The following is a 24265-nucleotide window of genomic DNA, read 5'->3' on the forward strand; positions in this document are numbered from 1 at the left end:
ATTTTTTTCCAGTCAGTAAGGGCACCCATGCCAAATCAAGCCCCTCCTCAGGCCTCCCCTCCCCGCGCCTTGCGCTGGGCAGTGGCCGGTTCGGTGATCGTGATGATCGCCGCCGGCGGCCTGTTCTACTACGCCTCGAAAATGGCTGCGGCCAAGCGTCAGACCAACCACGACGAAGTGCTGGTGACCATTCACCCGCACAGCTGCGAACCGAACGCGCTGACGGTGCCGGCCGGTCGCGCCAGTTTCCGCATCGTCAACCGTTCGGACCGGGCCGTTGAATGGGAAATCCTCGACGGCGTGCTGGTGGTCGAAGAACGGGAAAACATCGCGCCCGGCCTGAGCCAGGTGATCAACGCCAACCTGTTGCCCGGCGATTACGCAATCACCTGCGGCCTGCTGAGCAACCCGCGCGGCACGCTGCACGTCACGCCAACGGCGGCGTCCAATGCCGCCGCCAAAGCCAAACCCTCGATGGTGGCCTTCGTCGGGCCGTTGTCGGAGTTCCGTGTTTACCTCAGCAGCCAGAGCACTGCGCTGATCAAAGCGGTCACTGCGCTTGAGCAAGCCATCGAAGCTGGTGACCTGAGCCAGGCGCAAGCGTTGTACGTTCCGGCCCGCAGCGCCTACCAACGCATCGCCCCGGCCACCCAACGCCTGGCGGAACTGGACAACACGATCAACGCCCGTGCCGATTACTTTGAAAAGCGCGAGCAGGACCCGGGCTTCGTGGGTTTCCATCGCCTTGAGTTCGCACTGTTCCAGCAACGCAACCTCGACGGCCTGACACCAGTCGCCCAGCAACTGCTGACCGACGTCACCGCGCTCAAGCAACAACTGCTCGCGCAATCACTGCCGCCGGAACAACTGGTCAGCATCGTGGTGCGCAACCTCAATAACCTCGGCGACGTGCGCGCCAGCAGCGGTGAAGAAGAACGCTACAGCCACACCGACCTGAACGGTTTCGCCGGCAACCTCGAAGCGGCGCGCAAAGTCGTCGACCTGTTGCGTCCGCTGCTGACCAAGTCCGCCGCCGAGCTGCTGCCGAGTATCGACAGCGCCGTTGCCAGTCTCGATGCCGAACTCAACGGTTTCAAGGTAGATAACGGCTACGCCAGCTACGACACGGTCAGCGCCGAACAGCGCAAGCAGATTGCCGACAAGGCCAAGGCACTGGCCGACGCACTCGACGGAATCGATCCCGCCCTTGGCCTTTCCGGCCTGTAAGCAGAAGACGACATTCAGATGAACGATTCAGAGCAATTCAACCTCCAGCGGCGCCGGGTATTGATGGGCATGGGCGCCGCTGGCGTGGCCCTGGCCGGTTCGGCCTTGAGCTGCCCGGCCATGGCCGCCAGCCCGGCGCAAGTCACCGAGGCGCCGAGCAGCGACAAGACCGAAGACCGCCACGATTTCCACGGCCAGCACCAGAGCGGCATCGTCACCCCGCGCCCGGCGTCCGGCATGCTGGTGTCGTTTGACGTGCTGGCCAGCGATCGAGCCGACCTTGAGCGACTGTTCCGCACGCTCAACGAACGCATCGCGTTTTTGATGAAGGGCGGCCCGGTGACCCAGGTCGATCCGAAACTGCCGCCGGTGGATTCGGGGATTCTCGGCCCGGTGGTCACGCCGGACAACCTGACCATCACCGTGTCCGTGGGCGAATCGTTGTTCGACGAACGCTTCGGCCTGGCCGAGGCGAAACCGAAGCGATTGATGCGCATGGTCGGTTTCCCCAACGACGCGCTGGAAGCCGATTGCTGCCACGGCGACCTGAGTCTGCAGTTCTGCTCCAACACCACCGACACCAACATCCACGCCCTGCGCGACATCGTGAAAAACCTGCCGGACCTATTGCTGGTGCGCTGGAAACAGGAAGGCAGCGTGCCGCCGCAAGCCCCGGCGAAACCGGGTGTGCCGGCACAGAGTGCGCGCAATTTCCTGGGTTTTCGCGACGGCTCGGCCAACCCCGATTCCAACGACAACAAGACCATGGACAGCATCGTCTGGGTCCAGTCCGGCAGCGACGAACCGGCATGGGCCGCCAATGGCAGCTATCAGGCGGTGCGGATCATCCGCAACTTCGTCGAACGCTGGGACCGCACGCCACTGCAGGAACAGGAAAGCATTCTCGGCCGGATCAAAAGCACCGGCGCGCCCATGGGCGGTGCCCATGAAACCGAGGTTCCGGATTACGCCAAGGACCCGGAAGGCAAGCTGACCAAGCTCGACGCTCACATCCGTCTGGCCAACCCGCGCACCGCCGCGACCCAGGCCAACCTGATTTTGCGCCGGCCGTTCAACTATTCGAATGGCGTGAACAAGAACGGCCAGCTCGACATGGGCCTGTTGTTCATCTGCTACCAGGCCGACCTCGAAAAAGGCTTCATCACCGTGCAAACCCGACTCAACGGCGAACCGCTCGAGGAATACCTCAAGCCGGTCGGCGGCGGGTACTTCTTCACCCTGCCGGGTGTCACGGGCGACCAGGACTTCATCGGTCGCTCGCTGCTCAATGCCACACAACCAAAAACAACGACCTGAATAACCCCCACACGGAAACGTCCCATGAAAAAGTCGCCACTCGCGTTACTGCTGACCCTTGGTTTGCTCAACACCCCGTTTTCGGCTTTCGCGGCGACGGCGCCGCTGGAGCTGGTGGGGCCGATCTCGGACTACAAAATCTACGTCACCGAACAACTGGACGAACTGGCCAGCCACACGCAGAAATTCACCGACGCGGTGAAGAAAGGTGACCTGGCCACCGCGCAGAAACTCTACGCGCCGACCCGGGTTTACTACGAGTCGATCGAGCCGATTGCCGAGCTGTTCAGTGACCTCGACGCGTCCATCGACTCCCGTGTCGACGACCACGAAAAAGGCGTGAAGGCTGAAGACTTCACCGGTTTCCACCGCATCGAATATTCGCTGTTCTCGGAAAAAACCACCAAAGGCCTGGGCGAGCTGGCTGACGGTTTGAACAAAGACGTCAAAGACCTGCAAACTCGCGTCGCCGGCCTGACCTTCCCGCCGGAGAAAGTGGTGGGCGGTGCGGCAGCGTTGCTGGAAGAAGTGGCGGCGACCAAGATCTCCGGCGAGGAAGATCGTTACAGCCACACCGACCTGTATGACTTCCAGGGCAACATCGACGGCGCGAAGAAAATCGTCGACCTGTTCCGTCCGCAGATCGAGAAACAGGACGCGGCGTTCATTGCCAAGGTCGACAAGAACTTTGCCACTGTGAACAAGACACTGGCCAAGTACAAAACCAAGGATGGCGGTTTCGAGACCTACGACAAAGTGAAGGACAGTGATCGCAAGGCGCTGGTCGGGCCGGTGAATACACTGGCTGAGGATTTGTCGACGTTGCGTGGGAAACTTGGGTTGAACTGAGTTTTTTGTAGCGTCTGAGCGGACCCTATCGCGAGCAGGCTCGCTCCCACATTGGAACGCATTCCAACGGTGGGAGCGAGCCTGCTCGCGATGGCATTTTCAGCATCAATACATCGACCTCCTGCTAACATCCCCCGCCAATAACAAAAGCTCACGGAAGACTCACCCATGTCCGCTTCAACCTTCGACCTGCGCCCGCTCATGGTCGCCAACATGGCCTGCACCATGGCAATGATGGCGTTCGTTTCCTTGATCGGGCCGATCGCCCGGGTGTTGGGCCTCGCCACCTGGCAGGCCGGTGCGGCGGTGACGGTGTCCGGAGTGATCTGGATGGTGCTGGCGCGGCCGTGGGGCCAGGCCAGTGACCGCTTCGGGCGGCGCCGGATTCTGTTGCTCGGCACCGGCGGATTTACCCTCGCTTATTGGGCTTTGTGCCTGTTCATCGACACCTCTTTGCGCTTCCTGCCTTCAGCGTTGCTGGCGTTTATCGGACTGATGTTCGGGCGCGGCTTGATCGGCGTGTTTTACGCGGCGATCCCGGTGGGCTGCAACGCGCTGATTGCCGATAACGTAGAGCCGCAGCACCGCGCCAAAGCCATGGCCGCGCTCGGCGCCGCCAACGCCTGCGGGCTGGTGATCGGCCCGGCGATAGCGGCGTTGCTGTCCCGCTACAGCCTGAGCCTGCCCTTCTACGCCATGGCGTTTCTGCCGTTGATGGCGTTCCTCGTGCTGCGTTACAAACTCAAGGCTCAGGAACTGCACCTGCGTCAGGCGCCGCGCAAGGTGCACCTCAACGACCCACGGTTGCGCCGGCCCATGGCGGTGGCGTTCGTGGCGATGCTGTGTGTTTCTGTCGCGCAGATCACCGTCGGCTTCTTCGCCATCGACCGACTGGGCATGAGCCCGGCCGACGCCGCGCAAACGGCCGGTATCGCCCTGACCATGGTTGGGTTTGCGTTGATCTGTTCGCAGTTGGTCGTGCGTCGACTGGAATGGCCGCCGCTGCGCCTGATTCGGGTCGGCGCGATGGTCGCTGCGCTGGGATTTTCCGGCAGCATCATGGTCGATTCGGCGTGGGGGTTGTGGCTGGGGTTCTTTGTATCGGCGGGCGGCATGGGCCTGATTTTCCCGTCCTTCGCCGCGCTTGCCGCCAATGCGGTGGAGGCCTCGGAGCAAGGTGCGACGGCCGGCTCGATCGGTGCCGCCCAGGGATTTGGCGTGGTAATCGGGCCGTTGGCCGCCACGTTGATCTATGGCATCGAACCGCGGCTGCCTTACCTGGCCGCCGCGGCGCTGTTGCTGCTGGTGGCCCTGTGGCCAGGGCCCCGGCGGGCTTTATAGGATGCGATAGAGCAAGCGTTCGATCCGCACACGACTGACGCGCTTGAGGAACTTGGCCACCGCCGCCGGGTAATCCGGCAGGGTTTGCAGGTCCTGATAGCGCTCGATGCGCGTGGTGTGCTGGAAAATCTCCGCCAGTTCGCTGCGACGCGGCTCGAGCAACTCACCTTTCGGGTCATCGATCAGCAGCGCATTTTCCAGGTCGAGACGGAACGCTCGTGGGTTGAGGTTGTTGCCGGTCAGCAAGGTGTAGCGCTGATCGACCCACATGCCCTTGAGGTGATAGGTGTTGTCGCCGTCCTTCCACAAATGCAGGTTCAACTGGCCGCTGTCGACGCTGCGCTGATGGCGCTTGGCGAAGCGGCGCAGGCTGATCTCGTACAGGTACGGCAATGCCGCGATGACCTTGAATGGTTCGCTCGGCGGGATGTAGAAGTCGTTGGCGGTCTTGTCGCCGACCACGATGTCGATCTTCACGCCCCGCGCCAATGCCCGGTTGATTTCCCGGGTCACCGCCAGCGGCAGGTTGAAGTACGGCGTGCAGATCGTCAGTTGATGCTGGGCACTGGCAATCAGCTCGCAAATCACCCGGCTCAACGGGTTGTTCTTGCCGACCCCGAGCAACGGGCTGACCGACAAGCCATCCTTGAGCGTCGTGCCCGTGGTGGTGTCGTACGCCGCGTGCTTGAGACGGCTGCGCAGGTCGCCGATGTCGTTACGCAGGCTGCGGGTGGTCGGCAGGTTCGGCAAATCGAGGCGATGCACCGCTTTCGAGGCGACCAGACCGTGTTGCACCAGGTGCTGCATCGAGTCTGCCAGGGCGCTGTTCTGCAACAGGTGATAACGGTCGTAGCGGTATTTGTCGAATTTGTGCAGGTAGACGTTGTTCAGGCTCGCGCCGCTGTAGATCACACAGTCATCAATCACGAAGCCTTTCAGGTGCAGCACGCCGAACAGTTCGCGGGTCTGCACCGGCACGCCGTACACCGGGACCACGCTTTCACGGGTGCGAGTGGTTTCCTGGTACCACGCCGAATTGCCCGGCTGCTTGCCGGCACCGATCAAGCCGCGCTGGGCGCGCAACCAGTCAACGACCACCACCACGTCCAGTTCCGGACGGGCCAGTTTGGCGGCGTGCAAGGCATCGAGGATTTCCTGGCCGGCTTCATCCTGCTGCAGGTACAGCGCGACGATGTAGATGCGCCGGGTCGCCGTGGCGATTTTTTCCAGCAGGCAACGACGGAACTCGGCAGCGCCAGAGAGGATGGTGACGGCATCGGCGGTCAGCGGAAAACTGCGCAGTTTGGGCAGCAGGGAGCGTTTGAAAAGCGACGGCATAGGGCTCGCAATGGGTCGAATCCGAAGAGGTTGAGAGCTTACACCATCGGTCGGGTCGGGTCTTGTGGGTGTCAGTGAAGACACCCTCGCGAGCAGGCTCGCTCCCACATTTGAAATGCGTTCCCCCTGTAGGAGCGAGCCTGCTCGCGAAGGCAATTTCATGGTCGACCGAAAATAACAATTGACCAAGGAGAACGATCGTTCTACTGTTTGCCGCATGAACGAAATCACTGACAACCAAACCCGCGACATCATCCTGGATGTCACCGAAAAGCTGATCTACAAAAGTGGCATCGCTGCCACCGGCATGGATCTTCTGGTGAAGACCGCTGGCGTCTCCAGGAAAAGTATCTACCGCTACTTCGCCAACAAGGAGGAGTTGGTCGTCGCCGCCCTGCAACGGCGCGACGTGCGCTGGATGAGCTGGTACCGCGAGGCCGTCGACCAGGCCGAAACCCCGGCCGACCGCCTGCTCAACCTGTTTACCGTGCTCAAGGCCTGGTTTGCCTCCGAGGGCTTCCGGGGTTGCGCGTTCATCAACACCAGCGGTGAAACCGGCGACCCGCAGGACCCGGTCCGGCTGGTGGCCAGGGAACACAAACAGAAGCTGCTCGACTACGTGTGTGAGCTCTGCACCGAATATGGCGCTACCGACCCGGAGACGCTGGCTCGCCAGCTGCTAATCTTGATCGAGGGTGCCATTACCGTGGCGCTTGTCATGGGTGATCACAGTGCCGCCGATAATGCGCAATGCATGGCGCGAAAGTTATTGGACCTGTAACACTTTTACCAAGCCCGACAACTTGCTTGAACTTTAATTTGATAGGGAGACTTTACATGTCTAACGCTGAAGTTCGTCCGCCATTGCCGCCTTTCACCCGTGAATCGGCCATCGAAAAAGTTCGCCTGGCCGAAGATGGCTGGAACTCCCGCGACCCGGAACGGGTGTCCCTGGCCTACACCCTCGACACCAAATGGCGTAACCGCGCCGAATTCGCCTACAACCGCGAAGAAGCCAAAGGTTTCCTCACGCGCAAATGGGCAAAGGAGCTGGACTATCGCCTGATCAAGGAGCTCTGGGCCTTCACCGGTAACCGCATCGCCGTGCGCTATGCCTACGAATGGCACGACGACTCGGGCAACTGGTTCCGCTCTTACGGCAACGAAAACTGGGAGTTCGACGAGAACGGCCTGATGGCCAACCGTTTTGCCTGCATCAACGACCTGCCGATCAAGGAAAGCGAGCGCAAGTTCCGTTGGCCGCTGGGGCGTCGCCCGGATGATCATCCGGGTCTGTCCGACCTGGGCCTGTAAACACATCCCTTGTAGGAGCCGGCTTGCCGGCGATGGCGATTTCACAGGCAACGTGTTTGTTGAATGTAAGGACGCTATCGCCGGCAAGCCGGCTCCTACAGTTTCATGGTGTTCAGGCGGCTGCGGTTTTCTTCGACAGGGCCTCGGCCTCCAGCTCCCGCACCAACGGCAACACCCGCTTGCCGAAATACTCGACCTCTTCCTGAAAATGCAGGAACCCCGCCAGCACCAGGTCCACCCCCACCGATTTCAAAGCGACGATCCTTTCGGCAATCTGCAGCGGCGTGCCGATCAGGTTGGTCTTGAAGCCATCGTTGTACTGCACCAGATCCTCGAACGTCGACTTCGCCCAGTTGCCCTCGCCCTCAGGTGACGCCCTGCCCGCCTGTTTCGCCGCATCGCCGAAGGCGTTCACCGCTTCCGGATCGGCCTGATCGATGATCTGCGCCAGCACCGCCCGCGCCTCTTCTTCAGTATCGCGGGCGATGACGAACGCATTCACCCCGACCTTCACCGAATGATGATTCGCCGCGGCCTTGCTGCGGATATCGTCGACCTGCGCTTTGATGCCTTCGGGCGTGTTGCCGTTGGTGAAATACCAGTCCGACACCCGCGCCGCCATGTCCCGCGCCGCGCGCGAGCTGCCGCCCTGGAAGATTTCCGGCTGGCCCAACGGTTTCGGTTTGAGGCTGTAATTGTCGAAGCGGTAGAAATCACCGCGGAAGGTGAAATTGTCCTGGCTCCAGATGCCCTTCAGCGAGCGGATGAACTCTTCGGAACGGCGATAACGCTCGTCGTGTTCCAGCCAGTGTTCACCGATGGCCTGGAATTCGCCCTTGAACCAGCCGCTGACGATGTTCACCGCAATCCGGCCGTTGGTCAGTTGATCGATGGTCGCCAATTGCTTGGCCGCCAGCGCCGGTTGCCAAGGGCCGGGCAGGATCGCCGCGATGACTTTCAGGTTCGTCGTGGCGGCGAGCAGCGCGTGGCTGAAGGCGACCGATTCATGCTGGTACTCGGCACCGTAACCGGCGGTGAAGCGAATCTGTGTCAGGGCATATTCGAACCCCGCGTCCTCGGCCAGTTGCGCCAGCTTGCGGTTGTAGTCGATGCCCCAGTCGGTGCGTTGCTCGATCTTGCTGACCACCAGCCCACCGCTGACGTTCGGCACCCAGTAGGCAAATTTGACGGCTTGCTGACTCATTGGCGTGTCCTCGGGACTTGGGAGTGTCCCTGGGTGAGAGCAGCAACCGTGCCAGCGCTTTCCCGAGCCCAACGCAGATCCCCTGTAGGAGCGAGCCTGCTCGCGATAGCGGTCTGTCAGGCAGCACATTTGTTGAATGTTGAACCGCTATCGCGAGCAGGCTCGCTCCCACAGGAATCGATGTGTGTCAGGGCAATTTGCTGTGTTGCTGTTGGTCCAGCAACACTTGCGGCCTCTTCAGGTCGGCTCGCCCCAGCAAATCCCGGCGGCCACTGCCCGGCATGGACCATGCAATCCCCATCGGCATCCACTGCCGATCAAAGGAACCGTCCCATGACCGAACACCAGGTAATCAATCCACTGTCCGTTGGCACTGACTATGAAGCGCTGGCCTCACGGTTCCGGCCGATTTTCCAGCGCATTGCCGCCGGTGCGGTTGAACGTGAACAGTCGCGCAGCCTGCCGTACGAGCCGATTCGATGGCTCAAGGAAGCCGGTTTTGGCGCCGTGCGCGTACCGGTCGAATACGGCGGCGGCGGCGCGTCCCTGCCGCAGTTGTTTGAGTTGCTGATCGAACTCGCCGAAGCCGACTCCAACGTGCCGCAAGCCCTGCGCGGGCATTTCGCGTTTGCAGAGGACCGCTTGAATGCGGCGCCGGGATCCGCCCGCGATCTGTGGTTCAAACGCTTCGTCGAGGGCGACATCGTCGGTTGCGCCTGGACCGAAATCGGCAGCGTGACCATCGGCGATGTCATCACCAAAGTCTCGCCCCACGGCGACGGCTGGCGGCTCAACGGCGAGAAGTTCTACAGCACCGGCAGCCTGTTTTCCGACTGGATCGACGTGTATGCCCAGCGCAGTGACACTGGCGGCGATGTGATCGCAGCGGTGCGTACCCGTCAGCCAGGGATCGTGCAAAGCGATGACTGGGACGGCTTCGGTCAGCGCACCACCGGCAGCGGCACGTCGCGGTTTTCCGATGCCGAAGTGGACGCCGAAAACGTCATCGACTTCGCAACCCGTTTCAAATACCAGACCGCGTTCTATCAGCTGGTACTGCTCGCCACCCTTGCCGGTATCGGCCGTGCGGCGCTGAACGATGTGGCGCGTCAGGTCCGTGAACGCAAACGCATTTACAGCCATGGCAACGCCCAGCGCGTCAGCGAGGATGCGCAGGTGCAGCAAGTGGTTGGGGAAGTGGCGGCGTTGGTGTACGCCGCCGAGGCCAGCGCGTTGCGGGCTGCACAACCGGCGCAGCGGGCCTATCTGGCGCGGTTTTCCGGCGATGAGGCGCTGGAGCGGGCGGCGAATGTCAGCGCTGAAATCGAGTCGGCGAAAGCCCAGGTGGTGGTTTCGGAGCTGATTCAACGCGCGACCACCGAGTTGTTCAATGCGCTGGGGGCTTCGGATATTCGTCAGGGGAAAGCGCTGGACCGGCATTGGCGCAATGCGCGGACCGTGTCGTCGCATAACCCGGTGATCTACAAGGCGCGGATTGTCGGGGATTGGGAAGTTAACGGGACTGAGCCGCCGTTTGTGTGGCAGATCGGGAATGGGCCAGCCAGCAAGGATTAAGGTTACTGTAGGAGCCGGCTTGCCGGCGATGGCGTCCTCATATCCGGCACAAGGTTTAATGGCCCCATCGCCGGCAAGCCGGCTCCTACAAAAAGCAATCGCGGTCGCTCGACAGAACGGATCTAGGTAAGATATCGGCCCTTCCCCGCAGCCCTTTGCTGCACCCTGCCGAATAAGCCGATTCCATGCCTTTCGAACTCAGCGTTGACCTCACCACCCTGGCCGTCCTGGCCATTGTCGCTTTCATTGCCGGTTTCATCGACGCCATTGCCGGCGGCGGTGGCCTGCTGACCACCCCGGCGCTGCTGACCGCCGGCCTGCCGCCGCACCTGGTGCTGGGCACCAACAAACTCAGTTCGACCTTCGGCTCGGCCACCGCCAGTTTCACCTTCTACCGGCGCAAGCTGTTCCATCCCCGCCAGTGGGTGCACGCCATTGTCGGCACGCTGGTCGGGGCGCTGACCGGTGCGGTGGTCGCGCACTACCTGCCCGCCGAATGGCTGAACAAAATGCTCCCGGTGATCGTGTTTGCCTGCGGCCTGTACCTGTTGTTCGGTGGCACGCCGAAAGCGCCGCTGGACAGCAACGCTCCGATCAAGAAAAAGTGGCAATCGACCCAAGGCTTCAGCCTCGGTTTCTACGATGGTGTGGCCGGTCCCGGCACCGGCGCGTTCTGGACCGTCAGCAGCCTGCTGATGTACCCCATCGACCTGGTGAAGGCCAGCGGCGTGGCGCGCAGCATGAACTTCGTCAGCAACATTGCGGCACTGTCGGTGTTCATCTTTTCCGGGCAAGTGGACTGGATCATCGGCCTGAGCATGGGCCTGTCGGTGATGGTCGGCGCCTTCTTCGGCGCACGCTCCGCCATCAGCGGCGGAGCCAAATTCATTCGTCCGGTGTTCATCACCGTGGTGCTGGGCCTGACCGTGCGGCTAGCCTGGCAGCACTGGTTCAGCGTGGCCTAAACGCCGCGCCACATAGACGTCGATCAGGTAACGGGCAATCGAGCGTGACGCCGGCAACGGCGGCAGCTCGTGCACGTTGAACCACTGGGCGTCCTCTATCTCGTCTTCCTGACAGACGATCTCGCCACCGGCGTACTCGGCGTGAAACCCCAGCATCATCGAGTGCGGGAACGGCCAGCACTGGCTGCCCATGTACTGGATGTTCTTGACCTCGATCCGCACCTCTTCACGCACCTCGCGAATCAGGCAGTCCTCGGCCGACTCGCCTGGTTCGGCAAACCCCGCCAGCGTGCTGTAGACCCCGGTGACAAAACGCGGGGAGCGCGCCAGCAGGATTTCATCGCCGCGGGTGATCAGCACGATCATGCTCGGCGAAATCCGCGGGTAAAAACGCAGGTTGCACGGCTCGCAATACATCCCGCGCTCCAGCGGCACCTGCTTCGTGGCTTGCCCGCAATTGCCACAGAAACGGTGCTCGCGGGCCCAGGTGCCGATCTGCGCGGCATAACCGAGCACCTTGTACACCGTGTGATCGCCATCGAGCATGAACGCCCGCAAGCCCTTCCAGTTGCAGCCCGGCACCTCGCTGTGACTGTGCAGCTCCAGCAGGTACACCGGCTCGCCGTCCAGATGACCGATGCCATGCTCGGCGAGCACCGCGAGGTCCTGGCGCTTGAGCCATTCGCGCGGGAACAACGCGCCATTGTCATCGAACAGGAAACCTTCGGGGCTTCGCGCGACGGCCCAGCCGCCGGGTTGATCGGTGTCCAGTACTGCGGTGGTCCAGCGTGAAGTCATTTTTCAATCAATCCAGAAATTCGGGTTTCTGTTTGCTCATATGGGCGGCCATGGCCACGCGCAAGTCGGTGGATTGCAACATGGCGGCGTTCCAGGTGGCGACATATTCAAGGCCGTCATCGATGCGGTGGTCGCGCATGTAGCTGATCATCTCTTTGGTGCCGGTGATCGCAATCGGTGACTTGCCGGCGATGTCCCGGGCAATGCCCATGACACCGTCGAGCAGGCTGGCGGTGTCGCTGTAGACGCGATTGACCAGCCCGATACTGCGCGCTTCCTCGGCGCCGAACGAGCGACCAGTGTAAGCCAGTTCACGCAGCATGCCGTCACCAATGATCCGCGGCAAGCGTTGCAAGGTGCCGACGTCGGCGGCCATGCCGATGTCGATTTCCTTGATCGAGAATTGCGCGTCTTCAGCGGCGTAACGCATGTCGCAGGCGGCAATCAGGTCGATCGCGCCACCCAGGCAATAACCCTGGATCGCCGCGAGCACCGGCTTGCGGCAGTTGTCGACGGCGTTGAACGACGCTTGCAGCGCGAGGATCTTGCGGCGCAACAGGCGTGCGTTACGGCCGACGTCTTTGCCCAGTTCATTGGCAACGCCGGCCAGCATCATCAGGTCGATACCGGAAGAAAAATGTTTACCGGCGCCGCTGAGTACCACAACACGCACTTCGTCGGTGTCCTCGACCCATTGAAAAATCTCGATGATCTCGCTCCAGAACGCGGCGTTCATCGAATTGATCTTCTCCGGGCGATTGATTTGCACATGGGCGATTTTATCGGCCAGTTCGACGGTGAACGCGGTGTACTGAGACATGGCAGTGATCCTTTACCGGGACAAAAATGAGGCCCGAACTATAACAAGGCACACCGGTGGGCAGTAAGGCAGCGGTTCGGCCAAAAGCGGGACCTGAGGGCGCACCGAGTTGGTGCACCACTTTTATTTACCTTGCATATCCATATGACGAACCGGTGACTTTTTGGGGCAAAAACACATAAAAACATGCCCTTCGTCGGGTCGTTCCAGCCTCGAAACGGTACGTCCGTACCGCTTTGGACCGATTGTCGAACAATTTTGCTATCTGCCCTTCACCGCTCTAAGTTCTGGCCTAGACTCATTTTCGCGGGGCAAAACCGGTCGGTCACAAAGTGCAAAAAAAATAGAAACTTTTGCCATTCGTGTCCGGTCCTCTGAAAGGTAGGTGCGTTGCGACTGGTGCAATCCTTGCAGCGTCCACTCCAGCCATTCTGCTTTCACGCGTCGGCAGCCCTTGCTTGCCAATGCGTCGCGCGTTTGCGCCCGACCACAGGATTTGGTCACGAAACACCGTTTGCCAGACCTAGAACTAGATCAACAACACGGGAGATACATATGATCAGTACGGCTTTGGAAATTCAGGGAGAGCGTGCTCATCAGCAGGTCGGCGAATCGAGCATCGGGGGCGCCGCAGGTGCCCAATCGATCAGCGTTCCAGGCACCAAGACGCTGACCCCGGTGGCCAACCAGAATCCCAATAGAAAGAAAGTGCTGTTCGTGACCTCGGAAATCGCCGACCTGGTGAAGACCGGCGGTCTGGGTGACGTTTCGGCGGCACTGCCCCGGGCCATGGCGCATCTGCATGATGTGCGCGTGCTGATCCCCGGTTACCCGCAGGTGCTGCACAGCGAAAACCCGATTCATATCATTGGCGAACTCGGCGGCCACGCTGCGTTGCCACCCTGCAAGATCGGGCGCATGGACATGCCTGACGGTCTGGTCATTTACGTGTTGATCTGCCCTGAACTCTACGAGCGCGAAGGTTCGCCCTACGGCGCGAACAATGGCCGCGACTGGCCGGACAACCACATTCGTTTCGCCCGCCTGGGCCTGGCCGCTGCCGATATCGCCGCCAACCTCGCACAAATTCACTGGTGCCCGGACCTGGTGCACGCCCATGACTGGCCGGCCGGTCTGGCGCCTGCCTACATGCACTGGCGTGGACAGCGCACCCCGACGCTGTTCACCATTCACAACCTTGCCTATCAAGGCGTGACCAGTCTTGGTTCATGCCCCGAGCTGGGCATCCCCGCCCATGCCCTGCAACAGGAAGGCATGGAGTTCTACGGCAAGATGTCGTTCCTCAAGGCTGGCATGGCCTATTCGAGCCACATCACCACGGTCAGCGCCACCTACGCCCAGGAAATCACCACGCCAGACTTCGGCTGCGGTCTCGACGGTTTTCTCGCCGCCAAGACCCAGCAAGGCCTGCTCAGTGGTATTCCCAATGGCATCGATGAGAGCTGGGACGCGGCGACCGACCCGCACCTGTTCTGCCCGTTTAACATCGGTGACTGGGACGGCAAAGCGGTGAACGCCGCCCACGTGCGCGAGCTCTTTGGCCTGGACGATTCCGAAGGCCCGCTGTTCGCCGTGGTGTCGCGCCTGGTCTATCAGAAAGGCCTGGACCTGACCGAAGCGGTCTCCGAATACATCGTCAAATCCGGCGGCCAGATTGCGATCATCGGTCGCGGCGAGCCGGAAGAAGAACAAGCCATGCGCGAACTGGCCCTGCGTTTCCCCGGCCAGATCGGTGTGCGCATCGGCTTCAATGAAACCGACGCCCGCCGCATGTTCGCTGGCAGTGATTTCCTGCTGATGCCGTCGCGTTATGAACCTTGCGGCCTCAGCCAAATGTACGCCCAGCGTTTCGGTTCTTTGCCGGTGGCACGCAATACCGGCGGCCTGGCCGACACCATCGAAAACGGCGTGACCGGTTTCCTGTTCGACGAATCCACGGTGGAGAGCTATCAGGAAGCCCTGAGCCGCGCCTTCAAAGTGTTCGCCTTCCCGGGCTTGCTCAGCGCCATGCGCTGCCGGGCGATGGCGGCGCCGTTCAACTGGTGCAAGGCGGTCGAACCCTACGCCGAACTCTACGAACAGCTGGTCGCCAAGGCCCTGGGGAAATCGAACAAACAGTAAGAGGTTTTCAACGATGCCGTTACGGACCCTTGAGACCTGGCCCCACGGCGCAATCATGCTGGACGCAGAACACACGCGTTTTGCCTTGTGGGCGCCGGATGCGTTTTTTGTCAGTGTCGAACTGGAAGATGGACAATCCTTGCCGCTACTGCCTCAGGCCGATGGCTGGTTCGTGATCAAGACACGCTGCCCCGCAGGCACGCGTTACCGTTACAACATCGATGGCGAGCTGGAGGTGCCCGACCCGGCCTCCCGCGCCCAGGCCGGTGATATCGATCAGCACAGCGTGGTGGTCGATCCCCTCGCCTACACCTGGCAACACAGCACCTGGCTGGGGCGGCCGTGGAATGAGGCGGTGATCTACGAGTTACACGTCGGTGCGCTCGGTGGTTTTGCCGCCGTCGAGCAACACCTGGTGCGCCTGGTGGAGCTGGGCATTACGGCCATCGAGCTGATGCCGATCGGGCAATTTCCCGGTGACCGCAACTGGGGCTACGACGGGGTCCTGCCCTACGCGCCCCAGGCGTCCTATGGCACCCCGGAACAACTCAAGCATTTGATCGACACCGCCCACGGCCATGGCCTGGCGGTGATTCTCGACGTGGTCTACAACCACTTCGGCCCCGACGGCAATTACCTGCACCGCTACGCCAAAGGCTTCTTCAATGAAGACAAGCACACGCCTTGGGGAGCGGCCATCGACTTCCGCCGGCGCGAGGTGCGTGACTTCTTTATCGACAATGCATTGATGTGGCTGCTGGAGTACCGCTTCGACGGCTTGCGCCTCGACGCGGTGCACGCCATCGAAAGCCCGGACTTTCTTCAGGAGCTGGCGTTGCGGGTGCGGCAGCAGACCGATCCGGCGCGGCACGTCTGGCTCACCGTCGAGAACGAACACAACCAGGCCAGTCTGCTGGAGAAAGGTTACGACGCACAGTGGAACGACGACGGCCACAATGCCTTGCACGTGCTGCTGACCGGCGAAACTGATGCCTATTACGCCGACTATGCCGACAACCCGACCGAACAATTGGCCCGTTGTCTGAGCCAGGGCTTCGTGTTCCAGGGGCACATCAACCGTCATGGTGAAGCCCGAGGCGAACCGAGCGGACACTTGCCACCCAGTGCATTCGTGCTGTTCCTGCAAAACCATGACCAGATCGGCAATCGCGCGTTCGGCGAACGGCTGCACCAACTGGCCCATCCTGATGCGTTGAAAGCCGCGACCGCCCTGCTGCTGTTGTCGCCGATGATTCCGTTGCTGTTCATGGGCGATGAGTTCGCCGCCGAAGCGCCTTTCCTGTTCTTCACCAGCCACCACGGGGAACTGGCGCAGCTGGTGCGCGAAGGCCGCCGCAACGAGTTTGCGGCGTTCAGCGCGTTTGCCGACCCGCACAAGCGTGAGCAGATTCCCGATCCCAACGCGCCCCAGACCTTCGAAGCCTCGCGCCCTCAGTTCAGGGATTCGGCCCTGCATGACCTGTATCGCCAACTGCTGCGCCTGCGACATGAACACATCATTCCCCATCTGCCCGGCGCCCAGGCGTTGGGCGCGGAAGTCCTGGGTGAAGGCGCGGTGTCGGCACGCTGGCGACTGGGCAATGGCAGTGAGCTGCGCATTGACCTGAACCTCAGCGACCAGCCGGCGGTCCACTCCCCACAGGCCGACGCTGCGCTGTTGTTCGAACACCCGCCGACGTCTGCCGATCAATTGAGTCAGGGCACGCTTGCCCCGTATTGCGCGCTAGTCAGCCTCACGGCCGCAGTCCCTTTGCCTACCCTGGATGGAGAGCGCCAATGAGCGATGCGCAACTGGAAATACTGGCCAGCCGAGCTGGCCTGGCGGTTGATTGGATCGATGCCAATGGCCGCCCGCAAAAAGTCGCACCCGCCGTGCTGCGCAACGTCCTCACCGGGCTTGGCCACCCGGCAGGCAGCGCCCAGGAAATCGACGCCAGCCTGCTGGAACTGCAAGCGGTACAACTGAACCATTTCCTGCCGCCTCTGCTGACCGCCGACTTCGGCGTTGGTGTCGACCTCGCGCGCTACTTTGCGCCTGAAACGCCGTGTGAAATTCACCTGGAAGACGGTTCCCGACTCTGCCTGAAGCTGGACCTCAACGCGGTATTGCCCGGCCTGATCCCGGTCGGTTACCAGCATGTCAGCATCGGCGACCAGTCATTCACCCTGGCGGTGGCGCCGAAGCGTTGCTACAGCGTTGGCGATGCCGTCGACAGCCCGATCCCCCGGGCCTGGGGCCTGAGTGTGCAGCTGTATTCGCTGCGCCGTCCCGGCGATGGCGGCTTCGGCGACACCCAGGCGCTGGAGGACCTTGCCCGCGTAGCCGGTGAACGCGGTGCCGAAGCGCTGGCGATCAGTCCGCTGCACGCAATGTTTGGCAGCGACACCCAACGCTACAGCCCTTATTCGCCGTCCAGCCGGTTGTTTCTTAACAGCCTGTATGCCGCGCCCGGCGCGATCCTCGGCGAGCGCGCGATGCGCACCGCGATTGACGCCACCGGGCTCGCCGCCGAACTCAAGCACCTCGAAGAACAACCGCTGATTGACTGGCCCGTCGCGGCCGAAGCCAAGCACCGTCTGTTGCAGGCGCTGTACGAAGGGTTTGTCCAGGGCGAACACCCGCTGCATGCCGACTTCAGCAGCTTCCGCCACGCGGCGGGCGAAGCCCTGGAAAATCATTGCCGATTCGAAGCGATTCAGGAAGCGCGTGCGGCCAAGGGTGAAACCCTCGATTGGCGCGAGTGGCCCGCGCAATGGCGCGATCCGCGCAGTGCCGCCCTGGCCGAATTCGCCGAAGAAAACGCCGGGCGCATCGGCTTCTTTGCCTTCTGCCAATGGCTGATCACCCGTTGTCTGGAACGTGCGCAAACGGCGGCTCGCAGCAGCGGCATGAGCATCGGCCTGATCGCCGATCTGGCGGTCGGCGCCGACGGCGGTGGCAGCCAGGCCTGGAGTCGCCAGGACGAATTGCTCGCCTCGCTGACCGTGGGTGCGCCGCCGGACATTCTTAATCGCAGCGGCCAGGGCTGGGGGATTTCCGCGTTCTCGCCCGAAGGTCTGGTACGCAACGGCTTTCGCGCCTTTATCGAAATGCTCAGGGCCAACTTCGCCCACGCCGGCGGCCTGCGCATCGATCACGTCATGGGCCTGCAACGGCTGTGGGTGATCCCCAACGGCTCGCTTCCGGCTGACGGCGCGTATCTGTATTACCCGGTCGACGACCTGCTGCGTTTGCTCTCGCTGGAATCCCATCGCCATCAGGCCATCGTCCTCGGCGAGGACCTCGGCACGGTGCCGGACGGGTTGCGTGAAAAGCTGATCGCCCGTTCGATCCTCGGTATGCGCGTGATGCTGTTCGAGCAGGACAACACGCACTTCAAACCGATTCTCGACTGGCCGGACAACGCGCTGGCCACCACCAGCACTCACGACTTGCCGACGCTCAATGGTTGGTGGCATGGCCGCGACATCGACTGGAATGCCCGTCTGGGCCTGATCGACGCCCAGGGTGAAATCGACTGGCGCCATCATCGCGAGCGGGAACGCGAAGGCCTGCGTCGGGTGCTGAGCGAGGACCCGCAGAACTTCCGTGAAGAGTCCCACGAAACCGATCAGGTGCTCGACGCCGCCATCCGCTTCCTCGGTCATACCCGCGCGCCGCTGGTGTTGTTGCCGCTGGAGGATGCCCTCGGCATCGAACAGCAGGCCAACCTGCCCGGCACCATCGACACCCATCCAAACTGGTCGCGACGCTTGCCCGGCGACAGCGAAGCCTTGCTCGATGGCCCGGACGCTGCCCGGCGCCTGGAACTGCTCGCCTGCGCGCGACTTCAGGCCGCCGAGCGTGACCGATGACTGCACCAGGCATTCAACCGCTGCGCGCGACCCTGCGACTGCAATTCCATAAAGGCTTCACGCTCGATCAAGCTGTGCCGCTGGTGCCGTATTTCGCCAGCCTCGGCATCAGCCATGTCTACGCGTCGCCGCTGCTGAGCGCCCGCGCCGGGTCCATGCACGGCTACGACGTGGTGGACCCGACCACGGTCAATCCGGAGCTGGGTGGCGAAGCGGCGCTGCGGCGTTTGGTCAGCGCGTTGCGCGAGCAGAACATGGGGCTGATCCTCGACATCGTCTCCAATCACATGGCGGTCGGTGGCGGCGATAATCCCTGGTGGCTGGACTTGCTGGAGTGGGGACGCCTGAGCCCCTACGGCGAATTCTTCGACATCCAGTGGCATTCCCCCGATCCGCTGATGGAAGGGCAACTGCTGCTGCCGTTCCTGGGCAGCGATTATGGCGTGGCGCTGCAGGACGGCACCCTGCCCTTGCGCTTCGATGCGCAGCATGGCGCGTTCTACGTCGAACACTACGACCATCACTTTCCGATTTGCCCGATGAATTACGGGGAATTGCTCAAGGGCGATTCCGCTGAGTTGAAATCACTCGCTGACCGTTTCAGCGCTTTGAGTTACCAGTCGGACGCTCACAGTCTGGCGAAACCGTTGAAGGACGAGTTGCGCGAGTTGGCCCGTCATCCGAGCGAGCTCCAAGTCATTGAGCAACACCTGAAGGCCTACGATTCCCTCACACCGGACGGCTTCCAGCGCCTGCATCAATTGCTGGAACGCCAAAGCTATCGCCTCGCCAGTTGGCGCACGGCGGCGGACGACATCAACTGGCGGCGCTTCTTCGATATCAATGAACTGGGCGGCCTGCGCGTGGAGCGTCCGGCGGTGTTCGAAGCGACCCACGCGAAAATTTTCGAGCTGGTCGCCGAAGGCCTGATCGACGGCCTGCGTATCGACCATATCGACGGCCTTGCCGACCCGAGGGGTTATTGCCGCAAACTGCGCCGCCGGGTCGACAGCCTGGCGCCGGGCCGGCACCTGCCGATCTACGTCGAGAAGATTCTTGGCGAGGGTGAAACCCTGCACCGTGACTGGTCGGTGGATGGCACCACCGGTTATGAGTTCATGAACCAGCTGTCGTTGTTGCAACATGATCCCGCTGGCGCGCAAACCTTGGGTGAACTGTGGCATCGCTACAGCGAGCGGCCCGCCGATTTCCGTCAGGAAGCCCAGCTCGCGAGGCAGCAGATCCTCAACGGTTCCCTCGCCGGTGATTTTGAAAGTGTCGCCCAGGCCTTGTTGCAAGTGGCCCGGGACGACCTGATGACCCGCGACCTGACCCTCGGCGCGATTCGCCGGGCGTTGCAGGAACTGATCGTGCATTTCCCGGTGTATCGCACCTACATCAGCCCTCTGGGGCGCTCCACTCAAGACGACGTATTTTTCCAGCAGGCCATGGACGGTGCCCGGCAAACCCTCGGCGAGGCGGATTGGCCGGTGCTCGATTGCCTGGGCAAGTGGCTAGGCGGCGAGCCGTGGCGAAAACGCCCGGTGGGTCGCTCGCGCAAGATCCTCAAACATGCCTGCGTCCGCTTTCAGCAACTGACCTCACCGGCGGCGGCGAAGGCCGTGGAAGACACCGCGTTCTATCGTTCGGCGGTGCTGCTGTCGCGCAATGACGTGGGGTTCAGCACCGAGCAGTTCAGCGCACCGTTGGCCGACTTCCATGCGGCGTGCCTCAATCGCTTCGAAGAGTTCCCGGACAACTTGCTGGCCACCGCGACCCACGACCACAAGCGCGGCGAGGACACCCGCGCACGCCTGGCGGTGCTGAGCGAACGCAGTGCGTGGTTTGCCGAGCAGGTGCCGCTCTGGCAAACCCTCGCCCGGCCGCTGCGCGACGACGACCAGATGCCGACCGCAGGGGATGAACTGATCCTCTATCAGGCGCTGCTCGGCAGTTGGCCGCTGGATTTGCGCGACGACGATAGCGCGGCCCTGGAGATCTACGCTCAACGTGTGTGGCAGTGGCAACAGAAAGCCTTGCGCGAAGCCAAGTTGCAAAGCAGCTGGAGCGCGCCGAACGAAGCTTACGAACAGGCCGCCCGGCAATTTCTTGAACGTTTTCTGCTGGGCCCCGAAGGTGAGCTGTTTCGCCATGCCCTGGGCAAAGCTGCGATGTCCATCGCCGCCCCCGGCGCACTCAACGGGTTGGCGCAAACCTTGCTGCGCATGACCGTGCCGGGCATTCCGGACCTTTACCAAGGCAATGAGTACTGGGACTTCTCGCTGGTCGATCCGGACAATCGCCGTCCGGTGGATTACGCGAGTCGCCAACATGCCATGCACCGTCAACCACCAGTGCCGGATCTGCTGGCCAACTGGCGTGACGGACGCATCAAACAAACCCTGATCGCGCGCACCTTGAACCTGCGTGCCGACCATGTTGAGTTGTTCCAGCGCGGGACGTATCAAGCGCTGGAAGTGGTCGGCAGCGAAGCACACCGGGTACTGGCATTTGCGCGCACGTACAACCAAAAGCGGGCCATCGTGATCGTACCGATACGCTGTGCAGGCCTGCTGAATAACAGTGCCGAACCCATGGTCGGCGCGCCTCAGTGGGGCGATACCCGGGTCAGATTACCGTTCGCCTCACCTGCCGAAAATCTGAAGGGACTTTTTTCCAGCGTCGCAGTCACAGAACACAAGGAGCTGATGATTGGCGCCGCGCTGGGGGATTTCCCGGTCAATCTCTTTATCCAAGCTTGAGTTCAGTTCAGGAGCATAGCGATGAGTACCGACGATAAACGCATCCGCGAATTTGCCTATCAGATCTGGGAATCGGAAGGAAAACCCGAGGGTCATGAAGCCCGGCACTGGGAGATGGCACGCAAACTGGCGGAGGCCGAGGCCCTGGCCCCGAGCAAATCGCCCAAGGCGGCTGGCAGCAAAACCGCTGGTGCCAAACCTGCCGTGAGCAAAACCGCCAACGGCAAGGCCGGCGAGCCGAAAACCAAAGCCAAGGCGAAACCGGCTGCCGCCGCCAAGGTGATCCCGCCCGGCGAAAAAGCCACCGAGAAGAAACCTCGCGCAGCGCGTAAACCGCCTGCGGTCTGACGCTTCCCGGCATTGTCCTGACTGACCTTGTGGCGAGCGTCTTCTCGCCACCGTGGATACTTTCGTCCATGAAAAACGCTGAACATTGTAGGAGCGAGCCTGCTCGCGATGGACGTTAACGATGACGCGTTTTGTCTGACTAAGCGCGTCGTACTTGAGTTCATCGCGAGCAGGCTCGCTCCTACAGTGATCGGTGTGTGTGTGTGTCCCCTTTTTTGCAGGAGCATCTATGACCAGTCCAAAGAAAGCCGCGCCAGAACCTCAAGCCGAGGCTTCGCGAATCCGGGAAGGCCTGCCCTTCCCGCTGGGCGCCACCTGGGATGGTCTGGGGGTCAACTTCGCTTTGTTCTCCGCCAACGCGACCCGGGTCGAACTGTGCATTTTCGATGACGCCGGCGAGGTCGAACTGGAGCGTATCGAGCTGCCGGAATACACCGACGAGATCTACCACGGCTATCTGCCCGACGCCCATCCGGGGCTGATCTACGGGTACCGGGTCTACGGTCCGTACGACCCGGCCAACGGCCATCGCTTCAACCACAACAAATTGCTGATCGACCCCTATGCCAAACAACTCGTCGGCCAATTGAAATGGTCCGAAGCCCTGTTCGGCTACACCATCGGCCACCCCGACGCCGACCTCAGTTTCGACGAACGCGACAGCGCACCGTTCGTGCCCAAATGCAAGGTGATCGACCCGGCCCACACCTGGGGCCACGACCATCGCGTCAGCGTGCCGTGGGACAAGACGATCATTTATGAGACCCATGTGCGTGGCATCAGCATGCGCCACCCTTCCGTCCCCGAAAATGTGCGCGGCACCTTCGCGGGTTTGATGGTCGATGACGTACTCGAGCACATCCGCAAACTCGGTGTTTCGACCGTGGAACTGCTGCCGATCCACGCCTTCGTCAATGACCAGCATCTGCTGCACAAAGGCATGACCAATTACTGGGGCTACAACAGCATCGCGTTTTTCGCCCCGGACCCGCGCTACCTCGCCAGCGGCAAGATCGCCGAGTTCAAGGAGATGGTCGCGCACCTGCACGACGCCAATCTGGAAGTGATCCTCGACGTGGTCTACAACCACACCGCCGAGGGCAACGAGCAAGGCCCGACCCTGTCGATGCGCGGCATCGACAACGCCTCGTACTACCGCCTGATGCCGGACGACAAGCGCTTCTACATCAACGATTCCGGCACCGGCAACACCCTGGATCTGAGCCATCCGTGCGTCCTGCAAATGGTCACCGACTCTCTGCGATATTGGGCGACGGAAATGCACGTCGACGGTTTCCGCTTCGACCTCGCGACCATTCTCGGGCGCTACCACGACGGGTTCGACGAGCGTCACAGCTTCCTGGTCGCCTGTCGCCAGGACCCGGTGCTGCGCCAGGTGAAAATGATTGCCGAGCCATGGGATTGTGGTCCCGGCGGTTACCAGGTCGGTGGTTTTCCACCGGGTTGGGTCGAGTGGAACGACAAATTCCGCGACACCGTGCGCGCGTTCTGGAAAGGCGACGACGGCCAGCTGGCGGACTTTGCCAGTCGCATGACCGCCTCGGGCGAGATGTTCAACCAGCGTGGTCGGCGGCCTTACGCCTCGGTGAACTTCATCACCGCCCACGACGGTTTCACCCTCAACGACCTGGTGTCGTACAACGACAAGCACAACGAAGCCAACGACGAAAACAATCAGGACGGCAGCAACAACAACCTGTCCTGGAACCACGGCGTCGAAGGCCCGACCGACGATCCCGAGATCAACGAACTGCGTCATCGGCAGATGCGCAATTTCTTCGCCACCCTGCTGCTGTCCCAGGGCACGCCGATGCTGGTGGCTGGCGACGAATTCGCCCGCACTCAGGACGGCAACAACAACGCCTATTGCCAGGACAGCGAGATCGGCTGGGTCAACTGGGACCTGAGCGAAGACGGCAAGGCGCTGTTGAAGTTCGTCAAACGCCTGATCAAGTTGCGCCTGGCCTACCCGATCCTGCGTCGTGGGCGCTTCCTGGTCGGTAATTACAACGAGGACATCGGCGTCAAGGATGTCACCTGGCTCGCCCCGGATGGCAGCGAGATGACCACCGAGCAATGGCATGAAGCCCACGGCAAATGCCTGGGCATGTTGCTCGACGGTCGCGCGCAGGAAACCGGCATCCGCCGCAAGGGCGGTGATGCGACGTTGCTGCTGGTGGTCAATGCCCACCACGACATCGTCAACTTCACTTTGCCGGAAGTGCCGGATGGCGGGTTCTGGACGTGCATGATCGATACCAATCAGCCATCGATACGCGGCCAGGAACGTTTCGAGTTCGGGCACGAGTATTCGGTGACCGGGCGTTCGCTGTTGCTGTTCGAATTGCAGCATGAGGAAGAAGAGTGA

General features: G+C 61.8%; 18 protein-coding genes. 14 read left to right on the forward strand and 4 right to left on the reverse strand.

Annotation, left to right across the window (positions count from 1 at the left end; translation table 11 throughout):
- The first annotated feature begins 27 nt into the window (after nt 1–27).
- From efeO (ACF6ZU_RS27870) to ACF6ZU_RS27885, 4 genes are all read left to right on the forward strand, one after another.
- On the forward strand, nt 28–1227 hold the full coding sequence (gene efeO / locus ACF6ZU_RS27870; protein WP_392888969.1) for an iron uptake system protein EfeO: 1200 nt from the start codon (nt 28–30) through the stop codon (nt 1225–1227).
- Between the two features lie 18 nt (nt 1228–1245).
- Nucleotides 1246–2544 (forward strand): iron uptake transporter deferrochelatase/peroxidase subunit, encoded by a 1299-nt coding sequence (efeB, locus tag ACF6ZU_RS27875; protein WP_392888971.1) that lies wholly within the window; start codon nt 1246–1248, stop codon nt 2542–2544.
- 24 nt (nt 2545–2568) lie between these two features.
- Nucleotides 2569–3393: an iron uptake system protein EfeO gene (gene efeO, locus ACF6ZU_RS27880; protein WP_392888973.1), complete on the forward strand. Its 825-nt coding sequence runs from the start codon at nt 2569–2571 to the stop codon at nt 3391–3393.
- Nucleotides 3394–3561: 168 nt separating this feature from the next.
- Nucleotides 3562–4734 carry an MFS transporter gene (locus ACF6ZU_RS27885; RefSeq protein WP_392888975.1) on the forward strand — a complete coding sequence of 391 codons (1173 nt, stop codon included), beginning with the start codon at nt 3562–3564 and terminating at the stop codon, nt 4732–4734.
- Here ACF6ZU_RS27885 and pssA read toward each other — a convergent pair.
- A complete protein-coding gene (pssA, locus tag ACF6ZU_RS27890; protein WP_392888977.1) occupies nt 4729–6072 on the reverse strand; it encodes a CDP-diacylglycerol--serine O-phosphatidyltransferase in 1344 nt (447 codons plus the stop codon). The genes ACF6ZU_RS27885 and pssA overlap by 6 nt on opposite strands.
- Nucleotides 6073–6289: 217 nt before the next feature.
- Between pssA and ACF6ZU_RS27895 the strand changes: the two genes are divergently transcribed.
- A complete protein-coding gene (locus ACF6ZU_RS27895; RefSeq protein WP_392888979.1) occupies nt 6290–6853 on the forward strand; it encodes a TetR/AcrR family transcriptional regulator in 564 nt (187 codons plus the stop codon).
- Nucleotides 6854–6909: 56 nt separating this feature from the next.
- Complete coding sequence (locus tag ACF6ZU_RS27900; protein ID WP_392888981.1) at nt 6910–7386, forward strand: DUF1348 family protein; 477 nt, start codon at nt 6910–6912, stop codon at nt 7384–7386.
- Nucleotides 7387–7498: 112 nt separating this feature from the next.
- Here ACF6ZU_RS27900 and sfnG read toward each other — a convergent pair whose 3' ends face one another.
- On the reverse strand, nt 7499–8590 hold the full coding sequence (gene sfnG, locus ACF6ZU_RS27905) for a dimethylsulfone monooxygenase SfnG (RefSeq protein ID WP_392888983.1): 1092 nt from the start codon (nt 8588–8590) through the stop codon (nt 7499–7501).
- A 333-nt stretch (nt 8591–8923) separates the two neighbouring features.
- Here sfnG and ACF6ZU_RS27910 point away from each other — a divergent pair, with 333 nt between their 5' ends.
- On the forward strand, nt 8924–10165 hold the full coding sequence (locus tag ACF6ZU_RS27910; RefSeq protein WP_392888985.1) for an acyl-CoA dehydrogenase family protein: 1242 nt from the start codon (nt 8924–8926) through the stop codon (nt 10163–10165).
- Between the two features lie 185 nt (nt 10166–10350).
- On the forward strand, nt 10351–11130 hold the full coding sequence (locus tag ACF6ZU_RS27915) for a TSUP family transporter (RefSeq protein WP_392888986.1): 780 nt from the start codon (nt 10351–10353) through the stop codon (nt 11128–11130).
- On the opposite strand, the gene nudC is transcribed toward ACF6ZU_RS27915, so the two are convergent.
- Nucleotides 11098–11928, reverse strand: a complete 831-nt coding sequence (nudC, locus tag ACF6ZU_RS27920; RefSeq protein WP_392888989.1) for an NAD(+) diphosphatase — start codon at nt 11926–11928, stop codon at nt 11098–11100. The two genes, ACF6ZU_RS27915 and nudC, sit on opposite strands and share 33 nt — an antisense overlap.
- A 7-nt stretch (nt 11929–11935) precedes the next feature.
- Nucleotides 11936–12748 (reverse strand): crotonase/enoyl-CoA hydratase family protein, encoded by an 813-nt coding sequence (locus ACF6ZU_RS27925; RefSeq protein ID WP_392888991.1) that lies wholly within the window; start codon nt 12746–12748, stop codon nt 11936–11938.
- A gap of 555 nt (nt 12749–13303) precedes the next feature.
- Here ACF6ZU_RS27925 and glgA point away from each other — a divergent pair.
- From glgA to glgX, 6 genes are all read left to right on the forward strand, one after another.
- Nucleotides 13304–14890 (forward strand): glycogen synthase GlgA, encoded by a 1587-nt coding sequence (gene glgA / locus ACF6ZU_RS27930; RefSeq protein WP_392888993.1) that lies wholly within the window; start codon nt 13304–13306, stop codon nt 14888–14890.
- A 13-nt stretch (nt 14891–14903) separates the two neighbouring features.
- A complete protein-coding gene (treZ, locus tag ACF6ZU_RS27935; protein WP_392888995.1) occupies nt 14904–16691 on the forward strand; it encodes a malto-oligosyltrehalose trehalohydrolase in 1788 nt (595 codons plus the stop codon).
- Entirely contained in the window at nt 16688–18766 is a 2079-nt protein-coding gene (gene malQ, locus ACF6ZU_RS27940; protein WP_392888997.1) for a 4-alpha-glucanotransferase, read from the forward strand. The genes treZ and malQ overlap by 4 nt, the downstream gene beginning before the upstream one ends.
- Nucleotides 18763–21528 (forward strand): malto-oligosyltrehalose synthase, encoded by a 2766-nt coding sequence (locus ACF6ZU_RS27945; protein WP_392889000.1) that lies wholly within the window; start codon nt 18763–18765, stop codon nt 21526–21528. The genes malQ and ACF6ZU_RS27945 overlap by 4 nt, the downstream gene beginning before the upstream one ends.
- Before the next feature lie 21 nt (nt 21529–21549).
- Nucleotides 21550–21876: a DUF2934 domain-containing protein gene (locus ACF6ZU_RS27950; RefSeq protein ID WP_392889002.1), complete on the forward strand. Its 327-nt coding sequence runs from the start codon at nt 21550–21552 to the stop codon at nt 21874–21876.
- Between the two features lie 229 nt (nt 21877–22105).
- On the forward strand, nt 22106–24265 hold the full coding sequence (gene glgX / locus ACF6ZU_RS27955) for a glycogen debranching protein GlgX (protein ID WP_392889004.1): 2160 nt from the start codon (nt 22106–22108) through the stop codon (nt 24263–24265).

The organism is Pseudomonas migulae, assembly GCF_043225285.1.
Lineage (GTDB): Bacteria > Pseudomonadota > Gammaproteobacteria > Pseudomonadales > Pseudomonadaceae > Aquipseudomonas > Aquipseudomonas migulae_C.

Coding starts and splice junctions, on each gene's coding strand:
- ACF6ZU_RS27950 (WP_392889002.1), top strand. CDS start 21,550: ATGAGTACCGACGATAAACGCATCCGCGAATTTGCCTATCAGATCTGG.
- ACF6ZU_RS27925 (WP_392888991.1), bottom strand. CDS start 12,748: ATGTCTCAGTACACCGCGTTCACCGTCGAACTGGCCGATAAAATCGCC.
- pssA (WP_392888977.1), bottom strand. CDS start 6,072: ATGCCGTCGCTTTTCAAACGCTCCCTGCTGCCCAAACTGCGCAGTTTT.
- sfnG (WP_392888983.1), bottom strand. CDS start 8,590: ATGAGTCAGCAAGCCGTCAAATTTGCCTACTGGGTGCCGAACGTCAGC.
- glgX (WP_392889004.1), top strand. CDS start 22,106: ATGACCAGTCCAAAGAAAGCCGCGCCAGAACCTCAAGCCGAGGCTTCG.
- glgA (WP_392888993.1), top strand. CDS start 13,304: ATGATCAGTACGGCTTTGGAAATTCAGGGAGAGCGTGCTCATCAGCAG.
- ACF6ZU_RS27895 (WP_392888979.1), top strand. CDS start 6,290: ATGAACGAAATCACTGACAACCAAACCCGCGACATCATCCTGGATGTC.
- efeO (WP_392888973.1), top strand. CDS start 2,569: ATGAAAAAGTCGCCACTCGCGTTACTGCTGACCCTTGGTTTGCTCAAC.
- ACF6ZU_RS27915 (WP_392888986.1), top strand. CDS start 10,351: ATGCCTTTCGAACTCAGCGTTGACCTCACCACCCTGGCCGTCCTGGCC.
- malQ (WP_392888997.1), top strand. CDS start 16,688: ATGAGCGATGCGCAACTGGAAATACTGGCCAGCCGAGCTGGCCTGGCG.
- nudC (WP_392888989.1), bottom strand. CDS start 11,928: ATGACTTCACGCTGGACCACCGCAGTACTGGACACCGATCAACCCGGC.
- ACF6ZU_RS27885 (WP_392888975.1), top strand. CDS start 3,562: ATGTCCGCTTCAACCTTCGACCTGCGCCCGCTCATGGTCGCCAACATG.
- efeO (WP_392888969.1), top strand. CDS start 28: ATGCCAAATCAAGCCCCTCCTCAGGCCTCCCCTCCCCGCGCCTTGCGC.
- treZ (WP_392888995.1), top strand. CDS start 14,904: ATGCCGTTACGGACCCTTGAGACCTGGCCCCACGGCGCAATCATGCTG.
- ACF6ZU_RS27945 (WP_392889000.1), top strand. CDS start 18,763: ATGACTGCACCAGGCATTCAACCGCTGCGCGCGACCCTGCGACTGCAA.
- ACF6ZU_RS27910 (WP_392888985.1), top strand. CDS start 8,924: ATGACCGAACACCAGGTAATCAATCCACTGTCCGTTGGCACTGACTAT.
- efeB (WP_392888971.1), top strand. CDS start 1,246: ATGAACGATTCAGAGCAATTCAACCTCCAGCGGCGCCGGGTATTGATG.
- ACF6ZU_RS27900 (WP_392888981.1), top strand. CDS start 6,910: ATGTCTAACGCTGAAGTTCGTCCGCCATTGCCGCCTTTCACCCGTGAA.